A 12,704-nucleotide genomic window follows, 5' to 3' on the forward strand; every position below is an offset into this window, starting at 1 on the left:
AGGGAAGTACTGATGACGCACCCCGAAGACCTGCAGAGAGCGGCTCACGACAACCTCTGGATGCACTTCACCCGCCACGGCGCCTACGAGAACGCCGAGGTCCCCATGATCGTGCGAGGTGAGGGCGCCTACATCTACGACGTCAACGGCAAGCGCTACCTCGACGGCCTCGCCGGCCTCTTCGTGGTGCAGGCCGGACACGGTCGCAGCGAACTCGCCGAGGCGGCCGCCAAGCAGGCCCAGGAACTGGCCTTCTTCCCCCTCTGGTCCTACGCCCACCCCAAGGCGGTGGAGCTCGCCGCCCGGCTGGTCGAGCACACCCCGGGCGACCTCAACCGTGTGTTCTTCACCACAGGCGGCGGCGAGGCCGTCGAGACCGCGTGGAAGCTGGCCAAGCAGTACTTCAAGCTGACCGGCAAGCCGCTCAAGCACAAGGTCATCAGCCGCCAGATCGCCTACCACGGCACCCCGCAGGGCGCCCTGTCGATCACCGGCATCCCCCTGTTCAAGCAGATGTTCGAGCCGCTGGTGCCGGGCTCGGTCCGGGTGCCGAACACCAACCACTACCGCGCCGACGAGATCACCGGCGTCCCCGGCATGACCCCCGAGCAGTACGGCATCTGGGCCGCCGAGCGGGTCGCCCGCGCGATCGAGATGGAGGGCCCCGACACGGTGGCCGCCGTCTTCGTCGAGCCGGTCCAGAACGCCGGCGGCTGCTTCCCGCCCCCGCCCGGCTACTTCAAGCGACTGCGCGAGATCTGCGACGAGTACGACGTTCTGCTCGTCTCGGACGAGGTCATCTGCGCCTACGGCCGGCTCGGCACCATGTTCGCCGGGGAAAAATTTGACTACGTACCGGACATCATCACGTCCGCGAAGGGTCTGACCAGCGGGTATTCTCCACTTGGAGCGATGATCTGCTCCGACCGGCTCTTCGAGCCGTTCAAGTCGGGGACCGAGATGTTCGCCCACGGCTACACGTTCGGCGGACACCCCGTGTCGGCGGCCGTGGCGCTGGCGAACCTCGATTTGTTCGAGCGCGAAGACCTGCTGGGTCACGTGACCCGCAACGAGGGCGCGTTCCGCGCCACCCTGGAAAGGCTCTACGACCTGCCCATCGTCGGCGATGTGCGGGGCAGCGGGTTCTTCTGGGGCGTCGAGCTCGTCAAAGACAAGAACACCAAGGAGACCTTCACCGCCGACGAGTCGGAGCGCCTGATCCGGGGCTTCCTCTCCAAGGCGCTGTTCGAGGCAGGCCTGTACTGCCGGGCGGACGACCGCGGCGATCCCGTGGTCCAGCTCGCCCCGCCGCTCATCTGCGGCCAGAAGGAGTTCGACGAAATCGAATCCATCCTTCGCGGAGTCCTCACCGAAGCCTGGGCTCTGCTCTGAGAAAGGAACCCCGAAGATGAAGATCGGCGTGCCCGCCGAGGTCAAGAACCACGAATATCGTGTCGCGGCGACCCCCGCGGGCGTCCATGAGCTGGTTCGTCACGGCCATGACGTCCACGTGCAGCGCGGTGCGGGCCTCGGTTCGCACATCCCCGACGAGGAATACCTGGCGGCCGGCGCGAAGATCGTCGACACGGCCGACGAGGTGTGGGCCGAGTCGGAGATGGTCCTGAAGGTCAAGGAGCCGATCGCCGAGGAGTACCACCGGCTCCGCGAGGGTCAGGTGCTCTTCACCTACCTCCACCTGGCCGCCTCCCGGCCGTGCACCGACGCGCTCCTTGAGAGCCGCACCACCGCCATCGCCTACGAGACCGTCCAGGTCGGCGGCGCGCTGCCGCTGCTGGCCCCGATGTCCGAGGTGGCCGGGCGGCTGGCGCCGCAGGTGGGGGCGTACAACCTGATGCGCTTCAACGGCGGCCGGGGCGTGCTCCCGGGCGGCGTGCCCGGCGTGGCCCCGGCGAAGGTCGTCGTCATCGGCGGCGGCGTCTCGGGTCTGCACGCCGCGCAGATCGCGGTCGGCATGGGCGCCGAGGTGACCATCCTCGACGTCAACATCGACCGGCTGCGCTTCATCGACGCGATCTACCAGGGCCGCCTCAAGACCCTGGTGTCCACGTCGTACGCCATCGAGAAGGCCTGCCTGGAGGCCGACCTGGTGATCGGCGCCGTGCTGATCCCGGGCGCCAAGGCCCCCCAGCTGGTGTCGAACGCGCTGGTCGCCCGCATGAAGCCGGGTTCGGTGCTCGTCGACATCGCCATCGACCAGGGCGGCTGCTTCGAGGACTCCCGCCCGACCACGCACGCCGAGCCGACCTTCACGGTCCACAACTCGATCTTCTACTGCGTGGCCAACATGCCGGGCTCGGTGGCCAACACCTCCACCTACGCCCTCACCAACGCCACCCTGCCCTACGCGGTCAAGCTGGCCGACCAGGGCTGGAAGAAGGCGCTGGCGGGCGACGCCGGGCTCGCCCTCGGGCTCAACACCCACCAGGGTCTCGTCACCAACGAGCCGGTCGCGGTGGCGCACCAGCTGCCGTACACCCCGGTTGGCGAGGTCATCGCGGCCTAACTCAGGCCCAAGCGTTTTCGCAGGTCACGGGCCGTCTCCAGGACCCGCTCCACTTCGGTGGGGGTGGGCCAGGGGGCGGTCCCCGGCCGTAGCAGGGTGGCCCGCACCGCCGCGAGGTGCTCGACCGCGCCGACGTGCAGGCCGCTCTTCTCCGACAGCCACGTGATCGGGTCGATCGGGTCGCGCAGTCGCCGGGTGACCATGTCCCAGGTGCCCAGGATCTCGCTCAGCTCGGCCACGTCGAGGCTGGTCTCGCCGCGCCGTCCGGCCGCCGCGACGGCCAGTTCGGCCCGCGCGGCCAGTTCGGGCTCGGCCGGCCGGTCCCAGCCCGGGGTCTTCGGCAGGTTGCTCCACCGCTCGGCCTCCATGGCCCGGTCGGTGGCCGTCAGCAGCGTGGCCAGCTCCACCGCCGCCCGGTAGTGGCCCTGCGCCGCCGCCTGCCGCAGCCAGTGCTCGCCGCCGCTCATGTCGGCGTGCTCGGCGATCAGGAGCAACCCGAAGTTGTACGCCGCCTCGGCGTCGCCGCTCGCCGCCGCGCGGCCGAACCAGTGGGAGGCGGCCCGCGCGTCGTCGAGTTCCACGCAGACGAACCCGGCCATCCGCTGGTCGTCGACCCGGCCGGTGCCGGCGGCCCGCTCGAACCAGGCCCGCGCGGTGCGCAGGTCTCTTCTGGCCAGCGCGAGGTTGCCCAGCTGGGAGGCCGCCCCCGGGTGGTCGTGCTGGGAGGCCAGCCGGTAGAGCACCTCGGCGCCCTCGGGATCGCGCAGGGCGTGCAGCAGCAGCCCCAGGTGGTAGGCGGCCTCGGCGTGCCCGCCCCGGGCCGCGAACTCCCACCAGTGCCGCGCGTCGCCCTCCTCGCCGCACGAGTAGCCGAGGAAGCCGAGGTCGTGGGCGCTGGTCAGGTCGCCGTCGAGGGCGGCCCTGCGGTGCCAGTCGCGGGCGCGCGTCAGCTCTCCGGCGTCCTCGCAGAGCAGCGCCAGTCTTCGGGACGCCCGCCGCGACCCGGCGGCGGCGGCCGTCTCATACCAGTGGAAGGCGGCCGGGGCGTCGCCCTTCTGCTCCAGCAGCAACGTGGCCAGGTTGGCGGCGGCCTCGGCGTCGCCGGTGCCGGCGGCCAGTTCGTACCAGCGCAGCGACTCCTCCAGCGACCCGTGCTTCTCGTGCCACTTGCCGAGGTTGAAGGCGCTGTCGACGTTGCCGGCCCCGGCCGCCCGCTCCCACCAGTGGCGGGCCGCCGAGCGGTCGCCACGCTGGGCGTAGAGCCGCCCGAGCAGGTGGGCCGCGCGGGCGTCCCCCGCCTGAGCGGCGGCGTGCAGATCGTCGCCCTCGCCGTCGGCGGCGGGGCGGGGCGGCGGGACCTGTGCGATCCTGGCCGACACCTCAGGCCACATTGTCATGCCGGACAGAGTTACATGTAACAGTCTGATCACGGAGGGTGATTGCCAGTTTCTTACCTCAGCGGATGCTGATGAATCCCGAGAACATGCCCATGCCGCACGAGTACCGGACCGTCCCCGGCCCCCGTGCGCCGAGCCTGATCGTGACCTGCCCGGTCTCCGGCAGGGCGACGTCTCTGCCGTCGATCGCGACCGTGGTGGTGCAGCTCCGGTTGTTGTCGGTACGGAAGATCACCACGATCTCCCGGTTGGCGGGAGCCGTGATCATCGCCGGCCGGAAGCCGTCGGGCGTCGCCCAGACCACGTTCCCGGCCGAGGCGGCGACGGCGGGGCTGTCGGGGAGCCAGCCGCCGAGCCGTACGCCGGAGAAGACCGTGAAGAGCCCGGCGGCGATCACCAGCACCCCGGCCCACCGGGCCAGCCGCTTCAGGACGATCCCCACCAGGGCGAATGCCGGAGACGACCCCAGCACGAACCCGCCCATCAGCACCGCCCCCGCGAGCGCCGACCCGCCGGAGACCGCCGCGAGCTCGGTGCTCAGCGTCACCCCGCAGGGGACCAGCACCGTCGCCGCCCCTCGGGTGAACGGCGATCCCTTGAGCGGCCGGCACGCCATCGGCCTGCGCAGCAGCGCGACTCCGGCGACCACCACGCCGATCCCCGCGACGACCAGCACGAGAGCTCTGACCTGCGGCGAGAGCACCAGCACCCCGCCGACGAGGCCCAGTAGCGCCCCCAGCACGATGTGAACCAGGGCCCGCCCGGCCAGGAAGGCCCAGATGCGGTCGACCCCCGCGATCAGCCCGCCCTGGACGGCCGTGCACGACACGGAGCCCGCGAGCAGCCCGGCGCCCACCCCGCCGGCGAACAAGGCCATCACCAGCGCAACCTAACGTGACCGGCCGGACGCGAGAAGTAGCCCGAGTGCCACTCCCTCCGCACCTGGCCGCAGTACGGAAAGCGCTTACCGGGCTATTTCATCACGTCCATCCCGGCCTGACCAGGCCCGATTCGTAGGCGATGACCACGAGCTGGGCGCGGTCGCGCGCCCCGAGCTTCATCATCGCCCGGCTGACATGGGTCTTCGCCGTCGCGGGCGACATGAACAGCTTCCCGGCGATCTCGTCGTTGGTCAGCCCGTTGCCCACCAGGGCGAGCACCTCGCGCTCCCGCTCGGTGAGGGAACCCAGCTGCTTCGGCACGACCGGGGCCTTCGCCCGCGACGCGTACTCGGCGATCAGCCGCCGGGTCACGCCGGGAGACAGCAGCGCCGCCCCGCCCGCCACCACCCTGACGGCCTGGATGAGCTCGGCCGGTTCGGTGTCCTTGACCAGGAACCCGCTGGCGCCGCCGCGGAGCGCCTCGAAGACGTACTCGTCGAGCTCGAACGTGGTCAGCATGACCACCTTCGGCCCCGGCGGCATCAGCCGGACGGCCGTCAGGCCGTCGGTGCCGGGCATCCGGATGTCCATCAGCACCACGTCGGGGGAGTGCTCCCCGGCCAGCCGCACGGCCTCGGCCCCGTCGCCGGCCTCGGCGACGACCTCCATGCCGTCCTGCGCGTCGAGCAGCGCCCGGAACCCGGCCCGGACGAGGGCCTGGTCGTCGGCGAGCAGGATCCTGATCACGGGTTCTCCTTCGCGGGGATCGGGAGGGCCGCGGCCACCCGGAAGCCGGTGTCGTGGGGGCCGGCGGTGAGCGACCCGCCCAGGGCCGAGGCGCGTTCGCGCATGCCGGGGATGCCGTTGCCGCCGCCCAGGTCGGTGACGGCGTCGCGCTTCCCGGCGCCGTCGTCGGTGATCGTGACGGCCAGCGCGTCGTCGCCGTAGTCGAGGGTGACCACCACCGACGAGCCGGGGGCGTGCCGGGTCACGTTGGTCAGGCTCTCCTGGACGATCCGGTAGGCGGCCCGGTCGGGTCCGTGCGGGACGGCCCTGACCTCGCCGGTCCGGACGAGTTTCACGTCGAGGCAGCTGCGGTCGACCAGGTCGTCGAGACGGTCGAGCCCGGCGGTCGGGTTGCGGGGCGCGCCCTCGCGCAGCACGTCGAGCACGCCGCGCATCTCGCTCAGCACGTCCTTGGACGCCGTCTTGATCGTCGACAGGGCGCTGCGGGCCTGCTCGGGATGGGTCTCGATGAGGTGGAGCGCGGTCGAGGCCTGCACGTGGATGAGCGAGATGTTGTGCGCCAGCACGTCGTGGAGCTCCTGGGCCATGCTCAGCCGCTCCTCGCTGGCCTGCCGCCGCTCCTCCTCGGCCGCCTTCTGGGCCTTCTCGGCCCGGCGCTCGCGGAAGGCCCGCAGCCACTCGGCGAAGACCAGCACCAGCAGCAGGCAGGCCGCCACGGTGAGGTTGTGGAACCAGCCGCTGGGGCCGTTCGCGAACCACGTCGTATAGACGACGACGAAGACCAGTGACGCCAGGCCCCACACCCACGCGGGGCGCCGGTGACCGGAGACCAGGGTGTGGACGATCATGATGATCGGCGTCAGGAACACCGGCCCGTAGGCGAAGCCGCACGTCAGGAAGGTCGCGGTCGCCAGGAGGGTGACGGCCATCGCCCCGACGGGCTGCCGCCGCATCCACAGGATCATCGCCGGGCCGACGAGCAGGAGCAGGTAGCCCCGCCAGTCGAGGGGGGTGCGGTCGGGCTGGCCCATCTGGGCGCCGACGGACGCGACAGTCTGCACCACCGCCGCGGCGATGGCGTGCACCACGTCTCTGCGCTCGACCACGGTGTCACGTTAGGCGACCTCAGTGGGCATGACATCCATCAGCGGGGGAAGCCCGCACTACACCTCGGGGCGTACCGGGTCTTGACATGTCCGGTCATCCTTGGATGATCGCAAAGTGGAGGTGACCATGAGACGCGTCACAGGCGCCGCGCTCGGGATCGTCGTGCTGGGGGCGCTCGTCGCGCCGCCCGCCCAGGCCCGGCCCCAGGTCCGGCCCCAGGTGGAGAAGAAACCCGTGGCCGAGGGCTACGGCGGGGCCGTGGCCACCGTCGACCTGGAGGCCAGCAAGGTCGCGCTCGGCGTGCTGAAGGACGGCGGGAACGCCATGGACGCCGCCGTCGCCGGAGCCGCCGCGCTCGGCGTCACCGAGCCCTACTCGGCCGGGCTGGCCGGAGGCGGCTTCATCGTCTACTACGACTCCCGCTCCCGCCGCGTGGTCACCATCGACGGCCGCGAGACCGCCCCGGCGGCGATGGCCCCCACGACCTTCGAGGGCATCCCCTTCGACCAGGCCGTCACCAGCGGCCTGTCGGTCGGCGTGCCCGGCTCGGTGGCCCAGTGGGACCTGGCGCTGCGCCGCTTCGGCACGATCTCGCTGAAGAAGGCCCTGAAGCCCTCCGTCGACCTGGCCCGCAGGGGCTTCCCCGTCGACCAGACCTTCTACGACCAGACCGCCGCCAACGCGGCCCGCTTCGCCGACTTCACCTCCACGGCGGCCCTCTACCTGCCGGGCGGCGCGCCGCCCCCGGTCGGCTCGACGTTCCGCAACCCCGATCTGGCCCGCACCTACCAGGAACTCGCCGACCGTGGCCCTTCGTGGCTCTACGGCGGGAAGCTCGGCCAGGAGATCGTCGCCACGGTCAAGACCCCGCCCGTCACCCCCGGTTCGGCCCGGAACGTCCGGCCCGGCCTGATGGAGGTCTCCGACCTGCGGGCCTACCGGGCGCTCACCCCCGAGCCGACCAAGGTCCGCTGGAACGGCCTCGACGTCTACGGCATGGCCCCGCCGTCCTCCGGCGGCTCCACGGTCGGCGAGGCGCTCAACATCCTCGAGAACGTCGGCCCGGTCGGCCTGAGCGAGTACCTCGACGCCAGCCGCCTGGCCTTCGCCGACCGCAACGCCTACGTCGGCGACCCCAAGTTCGTGGACGTCCCGCTGAAGCAGCTCCTGTCAGAGGGCTTCGCCAAGGAGCGGTCCTGCCTGATCGGCGACACCGCGCTGCCCCACCCGGCCGCGCCCGGTCAGCCCGACGGCGTCTACGGCCCCTGCGCCACGCCCGCTCCCGCGCCCGAGAGCAAGGAGCAGCAGCCCGAAGGGCCCGAGACCACCCATCTGGTCGTCTCCGACCGGTGGGGGAACGTGGCGGCGTACAACATCACCATCGAGCAGACCGGCGGCTCCGGGATCGTGGTGCCCGGCCGGGGCATCCTGCTCAACAACGAGCTGACCGACTTCACCTTCGGCCCCGCGCCGAACGACCCCAACCTGCCCGCCCCGGGCAAGCGCCCGCGCTCCTCGATGGCGCCGACGATCGTGCTCAAGGACGGCAGGCCGCTGCTGGCGGTCGGCTCGCCCGGCGGCGCGACGATCATCACGACCGTCCTGCAGATCCTGCTCAACCGCTTCACGTTCGGCATGTCGCTGCCCGACGCCCTGGCCGCCCCGCGCGCCTCGCAGCGCAACATCGCGGCGACCCAGGCCGAACAGGCCTTCATCGACAGGTACGGCGCCGAACTGACCGCCAAGGGCCACACGTTCGCGCCGACCCCGGAGATCGGCGCCGCGACCGCGCTGGAGTTCCTCAGGCACGGCAAGGTCCAGGCCGTCGCCGAGCCCACCCGAAGGGGCGGCGGCAGCGCTTTGGTGGTTCGCTGAGCATGTCAAAACCGCCGGCGGGCGCGGTCGCCGGCGGTTCTGCTCAGGGGAGGTCTTCCTAGGCCAGGAAGGCGAAGTAGCCGACGACCGCCACCACGATCACCAGGGCGACGCCCAGGGCGATGTAAAGGGGCAGGCGCGACGACTCCTGCTGCTGGGCCTCCTGCGCGGCCTCTTCCTGGTTACGGGCGAAGGCGCGGAAGGCCTGCGTGTTCCCGGCCGGGTCAACCTGTGGGTCAGACATGTCACGAACTCTAGCGACACACCATGCCCACGAGACACCAATATGTCGTTATTGCTAGTTTTGAGGAATCCGGCCCCATGGCCGGGACCGGTGTGCAAGGCGGATACCTTGTCAGTCATGCTGCGCACCCTGTTCGCTCCCCGGTTGGTGGGCCTCCACCTGCTGGTGATCGGGGTTCTGGTGGCCTTCATCCTGCTCGGCCGCTGGCAGCTCGGCGTCTTCACCGACTCCGGGCAACCCCGGGCCGCCGCCGACCCGGCCCCCGTCGCGCTGACCGACCTCAGCACGCCCGGTGAACGGGTGACCGCCGACGAGGTCGGCCGCCAGGTCACCGCGACCGGCACCTACGACGCCGCCGCGCAGCTGCTGGTCGCCGACCGCGAACCCGACGTCGCCGCCCCCGGCGGCAGGGCCTCGGCCGGCCAGGGATTCTGGCTGCTCACCCCGCTGACCCTCACCGACGGCTCGACCATGCCGGTGGTACGCGGCTGGGTGGCCTCCCCCGACGACCCCGCCACGGCCGTCCCGGCGGGCCAGGTGAGCCTGACCGGCCGCCTGCGGGCGCCCGACCAGTCGGACGCGGTCCAGCGCGGGGGCGCCCTGCCCACCGGGCAGGTCGCGACCGTCTCGACGGCCGAGCTGATCAACCTCTGGACGGGCGACCTGCGCGACGGCTTCGTCGTGGCCACCCGGCAGACGCCCGCCCTGTCGGCCACCCCGGTGGCCGTGCCCGCCCCCACCCAGGGGGCCGCGCTGACCTGGCGCAACCTGGCCTACGCGGCCCAGTGGTGGATCTTCGCGGCGTTCGCCGTCTACATGTGGTTCCACTTCGTCCGCGACGCCATACGATCTGATGACCCCGAACCCGAGCCGGAGACGTGACCGTGGAATCCGCCCTCAAGCCGTTTCGAGTGATGGCCTACATCGTGGGCTGCATGCTGCTCGTGCTCGTGACCGGAATGGTCCTGCGCTACGGGTTCGACATCCCCGGGCCGTCGCAGATCATCTCGCCGATCCACGGCTTCCTCTACATGGTCTATCTGGTCGCCACCATCAACCTGGGCCTGAAGGCCCGCTGGTCGTGGGGCTACATCCTGGGCGTGATGCTCGCCGGCACGGTGCCGTTCCTGTCGTTCTACTTCGAACGGCGGGTCACCGACCGGGTTCACGCCCAGGTCGCGGCGGCCTGACTAGCGGCCGATGCCCCGGCGGCGCAGGCGCAGGATGCGCCGCCGCTGGGATTCGTCGAGCATGAACCAGGCGACGACGGGCGCCCCGAGGAGCCCGACCACCACCAGGAAAGAGATGAGTCCGGGCAGCAGCCAGATGGCGAGCAGCGAACCGATGCCCGCACCGACGTAGTACTTGGCGAGTGGCGACATTGGGGCCCCTTCGGATCATTCGCGATGCATCTCAATACTGGACGATGGATCCTCAACGTGCGTCCAGGGCCCGCAGTTCCCTGAGCGTCACGGCCCCGCCTGGATCGTCTGCCGTGCTCGCGGGCACCACGGCTATCTCGTCGACCCCGGCGTCACGATATTCGGCCAGCCGCTTCTCGGCGGAGGGCCCGAGCAGCCCGACCGATTCGAGCAGCTCGTTCGGGATCTCGGCGAGGAGCTCCCGGGGGTGCGGGCGGGTGCGGGCGAAGGCCACGACGTCGCCGAACCCGGCCTCGGTGAACATCTCGCCGTAGCCGGGGGCGGCCAGGTAGCCGACGACGCCCCGGCGGAGCTGCTCCGTCGCGGCGGCGTCGCGGCCGGTGGCGGCGGTCACCCAGGCGGTCACCCGCTTCCCGCCCGCCGCGCGGAAGTCGCCGATCAGCCGGGCGGCCGACGCGGGGGTGATCAGGTTGAGGACCATCCGGTCGGCCCTGGCCGCGATCTTCACCGCCTGCGGCCCGAAGGCGGCGACCGAGACGGTCGAGCGCGGGGCGTCGAGCCGGAGCCGGTAGCCCGACGAGCGCGGATGCGCCGACTTCTCGCCGTCGAGCAGGCCGCGCAGCACCTCGGCGTGCTCGGCCAGCGCCCGCGCCGAACCCGCGTGGGGGCGGCCGTGCCACTGCTCGACCACGAGCGGGCTGGACGTGCCGATCGCGACGTCGACCCGCCTGCCGACCAGGTCGGCCACCGACGCCGCGCCCATCGCGATCATCATCGGGTCGCGGACCGCGACGGCGAAGGGGCCGAGGGTCAGACTGATGCGTTCGGTGGCCAGGCCGACGGCGGTGGCCAGGGCGAAGGCGTCGTAGGTGGCCATCTCGCCGATCCACAGTTCGGGATAGCCGAGGTCGTCGGCCGCCTTGGCGGTGAGCAGGGCGTCGGAGGCCGGCCGGTCCTGCCACAGGCCGAGGGAAACGCTGAGCATCTGGAGCCGTTCTCGTTCGTGGACGATCAGGGGAGCTGGTCCGACCGTACCCAGGTGGCGTGGAAGCCGAGGGGTACGCGCTGCGGCAGCAGCACCCGGGCCACCGGGCCCTTGGTGATGTCGGCGGCGTCCAGGATCTGGACCTCGGAGCGGTCCTCCCGGTCGTCGGTGACGAAGGTGACCAGGTAGCCGTCGTCCTCGCCGGCTCCGCCGTCGCGGGGGGCGAAGGGGGCCTCGCTGCCGTAGCGGTGCTCGCCGTAGTAGTAGGTCTCCTTCGCGCCGGTCAGGTTGTCGTACTTGACCAGGCCGTCGAAGAGGTTGGTGGGGGCCTGCTTGACGGAGACGTTGTAGGCGTACCGGGACTTGCGGCCGGTCATCCGCAGGTCGATCGAGGGGAACTCGGTGTTGTGGTCGCCGTCGACGTACTCCTCGGAGGTCGTGCCGGTCGTCAGGTCGAAGCGGTAGCGGTACATGCGGGCGTCGAGCTTGAGGTAGCTGATCATGCGGGCGAGCACGCTGCCGCCGCCGCTGGGAGCGGGGCGGCCGACGCGGCAGACGTCCATGACGATCTCGCCGCCCTCCTCCCACGCGTTGACCACGTGGTAGATGTAGCAGGGCTTGGCCTCGAACCATCTGATCTGGTCGGCCCGGCCGCGCTTGGGGATCACCCCGAACCGCGACGGCAGCGAGCGGTCGAAGGTCAGCTTGTAGCGTCCCTGGCGGGCGGCGTCGAGGTCCTGGAACAGCGGCAGGTCCATCAGAACCGCGTAATTGTCGGTGATCGCCATGTCGTGGGGGAGCCGGGCGCCCGGCAGGTCGAGCTCGACCAGGTGGTCGACGGTGCCCTGGGGGCCGACCACCCCGTACCGGAGGAACGGGGGTTTGGGCCCGTAGTCGAACCAGAACAGCTCCCCGGTCCGCTCGTCGACCTTCGGATGGGCCATTACATCGCCGGTCAGCGTGTCGAGGAAGGTCTGCGCGCCGAGCGTCTCGAGCGACAGGGGGTCCATCGTGTACGGCGACCCGCACAGGTACCACGTCGTGAGCAGCCGCCCCTGGTGGAACACGATGTCGGTGTTGGCGGAGTCCTTCAGGTTGAGCCCGCGCACGTTGCCGAACGGGTTGGCCTTCGGGTTCTCCATCACCCCCGTCCACAGCGAGCGCCCGGCCGCGCTCTCGGCCTCGAACGCCCTCGTGCGCACCCACCGGTTGCGGTAGCGGGCCGTGCCGTTCTCGAAGTGGATGGCGTGCACCATGCCGTCGCCGTCGAACCAGTGGTAGCGGCCCCGCATGGGGAACCGCGCGTTGGGGCCGTTGCGCAGGTAGACGCCGTTGAGGTCCTTCGGGATCTCCCCGACGACTTTCAGCTGGTCGGCGGTGATCTCCTCCTGGACGGGCGCGTACACCCCGAGGAGGTATGGGTTGTCTTCGCCTGATTCGTCCAGAACTTTCATACAGTGACGCTACGGATAAAGAAGTCAGCTCGTCAATGTGCCCTTACAGTGGGATATTCGGGTTCATCCAGTAAGCGCGGGGAAACATGCACAGCACCACCTGTCAGG

General features: G+C 71.0%; 13 protein-coding genes. 5 read left to right on the forward strand and 8 right to left on the reverse strand.

Going from position 1 to position 12,704, the window contains the following annotated elements; translation table 11 throughout:
• The first annotated feature begins 12 nt into the window (after window positions 1-12).
• Window positions 13-1,392, forward strand: coding sequence for an aspartate aminotransferase family protein (locus FDA94_RS21525; protein ID WP_137248883.1), 1,380 nt, complete (start codon window positions 13-15; stop codon window positions 1,390-1,392).
• Window positions 1,393-1,408: 16 nt separating this feature from the next.
• Window positions 1,409-2,524 (forward strand): alanine dehydrogenase, encoded by a 1,116-nt coding sequence (ald, locus tag FDA94_RS21530; RefSeq protein WP_137248884.1) that lies wholly within the window; start codon window positions 1,409-1,411, stop codon window positions 2,522-2,524.
• On the opposite strand, the gene FDA94_RS21535 is transcribed toward ald, so the two are convergent.
• The 4 genes from FDA94_RS21535 to FDA94_RS21550 form a co-directional block, all read right to left on the reverse strand.
• Window positions 2,521-3,921 carry a tetratricopeptide repeat protein gene (locus FDA94_RS21535; protein ID WP_137248885.1) on the reverse strand — a complete coding sequence of 467 codons (1,401 nt, stop codon included), beginning with the start codon at window positions 3,919-3,921 and terminating at the stop codon, window positions 2,521-2,523. The two genes, ald and FDA94_RS21535, sit on opposite strands and share 4 nt — an antisense overlap.
• A 58-nt stretch (window positions 3,922-3,979) precedes the next feature.
• Window positions 3,980-4,798: a sulfite exporter TauE/SafE family protein gene (locus tag FDA94_RS21540; RefSeq protein WP_246060085.1), complete on the reverse strand. Its 819-nt coding sequence runs from the start codon at window positions 4,796-4,798 to the stop codon at window positions 3,980-3,982.
• A gap of 103 nt (window positions 4,799-4,901) precedes the next feature.
• On the reverse strand, window positions 4,902-5,549 hold the full coding sequence (locus FDA94_RS21545) for a response regulator transcription factor (RefSeq protein ID WP_137248887.1): 648 nt from the start codon (window positions 5,547-5,549) through the stop codon (window positions 4,902-4,904).
• Window positions 5,546-6,655, reverse strand: coding sequence for a sensor histidine kinase (locus tag FDA94_RS21550; protein WP_246060082.1), 1,110 nt, complete (start codon window positions 6,653-6,655; stop codon window positions 5,546-5,548). Before FDA94_RS21550 ends, FDA94_RS21545 begins: the two co-directional genes overlap by 4 nt.
• A gap of 127 nt (window positions 6,656-6,782) precedes the next feature.
• On the opposite strand from FDA94_RS21550, the gene ggt reads away from it, so the two are divergent.
• On the forward strand, window positions 6,783-8,531 hold the full coding sequence (gene ggt / locus FDA94_RS21555; RefSeq protein WP_137248888.1) for a gamma-glutamyltransferase: 1,749 nt from the start codon (window positions 6,783-6,785) through the stop codon (window positions 8,529-8,531).
• Between the two features lie 58 nt (window positions 8,532-8,589).
• On the opposite strand, the gene FDA94_RS21560 is transcribed toward ggt, so the two are convergent.
• Window positions 8,590-8,775, reverse strand: coding sequence for a hypothetical protein (locus FDA94_RS21560; RefSeq protein ID WP_062438396.1), 186 nt, complete (start codon window positions 8,773-8,775; stop codon window positions 8,590-8,592).
• A gap of 117 nt (window positions 8,776-8,892) precedes the next feature.
• Here FDA94_RS21560 and FDA94_RS21565 point away from each other — a divergent pair, with 117 nt between their 5' ends.
• Both FDA94_RS21565 and FDA94_RS21570 read left to right on the forward strand, forming a co-directional pair.
• Window positions 8,893-9,657 (forward strand): SURF1 family protein, encoded by a 765-nt coding sequence (locus FDA94_RS21565; protein ID WP_137248889.1) that lies wholly within the window; start codon window positions 8,893-8,895, stop codon window positions 9,655-9,657.
• Between the two features lie 2 nt (window positions 9,658-9,659).
• Window positions 9,660-9,965 carry a DUF3817 domain-containing protein gene (locus FDA94_RS21570; protein WP_030451176.1) on the forward strand — a complete coding sequence of 102 codons (306 nt, stop codon included), beginning with the start codon at window positions 9,660-9,662 and terminating at the stop codon, window positions 9,963-9,965.
• Here the strand turns inward: FDA94_RS21570 and FDA94_RS21575 are convergent, their stop codons facing one another.
• The 3 genes from FDA94_RS21575 to FDA94_RS21585 are packed head-to-tail and all read right to left on the reverse strand — an operon-like array spanning window position 9,966 to window position 12,596.
• A complete protein-coding gene (locus tag FDA94_RS21575; RefSeq protein ID WP_030451175.1) occupies window positions 9,966-10,157 on the reverse strand; it encodes a hypothetical protein in 192 nt (63 codons plus the stop codon).
• A 52-nt stretch (window positions 10,158-10,209) separates the two neighbouring features.
• The gene (locus FDA94_RS21580; protein WP_137248890.1) at window positions 10,210-11,142 is read right to left on the reverse strand and encodes an LLM class F420-dependent oxidoreductase; all 933 of its coding nucleotides are present in this window, start codon (window positions 11,140-11,142) and stop codon (window positions 10,210-10,212) included.
• A gap of 26 nt (window positions 11,143-11,168) precedes the next feature.
• Window positions 11,169-12,596: a carotenoid oxygenase family protein gene (locus FDA94_RS21585; RefSeq protein ID WP_137248891.1), complete on the reverse strand. Its 1,428-nt coding sequence runs from the start codon at window positions 12,594-12,596 to the stop codon at window positions 11,169-11,171.
• Window positions 12,597-12,704 lie beyond the last annotated feature (108 nt).

Origin of the sequence: Herbidospora galbida, assembly GCF_005233835.1 — a bacterium.
Taxonomy (GTDB): Bacteria; Actinomycetota; Actinomycetes; order Streptosporangiales; family Streptosporangiaceae; genus Herbidospora; species Herbidospora galbida.

Coding starts and splice junctions, on each gene's coding strand:
- FDA94_RS21525 (WP_137248883.1), top strand. CDS start 13: ATGACGCACCCCGAAGACCTGCAGAGAGCGGCTCACGACAACCTCTGG.
- ald (WP_137248884.1), top strand. CDS start 1,409: ATGAAGATCGGCGTGCCCGCCGAGGTCAAGAACCACGAATATCGTGTC.
- FDA94_RS21565 (WP_137248889.1), top strand. CDS start 8,893: ATGCTGCGCACCCTGTTCGCTCCCCGGTTGGTGGGCCTCCACCTGCTG.
- FDA94_RS21560 (WP_062438396.1), bottom strand. CDS start 8,775: ATGTCTGACCCACAGGTTGACCCGGCCGGGAACACGCAGGCCTTCCGC.
- FDA94_RS21585 (WP_137248891.1), bottom strand. CDS start 12,596: ATGAAAGTTCTGGACGAATCAGGCGAAGACAACCCATACCTCCTCGGG.
- FDA94_RS21575 (WP_030451175.1), bottom strand. CDS start 10,157: ATGTCGCCACTCGCCAAGTACTACGTCGGTGCGGGCATCGGTTCGCTG.
- FDA94_RS21535 (WP_137248885.1), bottom strand. CDS start 3,921: ATGACAATGTGGCCTGAGGTGTCGGCCAGGATCGCACAGGTCCCGCCG.
- FDA94_RS21540 (WP_246060085.1), bottom strand. CDS start 4,798: ATGGCCTTGTTCGCCGGCGGGGTGGGCGCCGGGCTGCTCGCGGGCTCC.
- ggt (WP_137248888.1), top strand. CDS start 6,783: ATGAGACGCGTCACAGGCGCCGCGCTCGGGATCGTCGTGCTGGGGGCG.
- FDA94_RS21580 (WP_137248890.1), bottom strand. CDS start 11,142: ATGCTCAGCGTTTCCCTCGGCCTGTGGCAGGACCGGCCGGCCTCCGAC.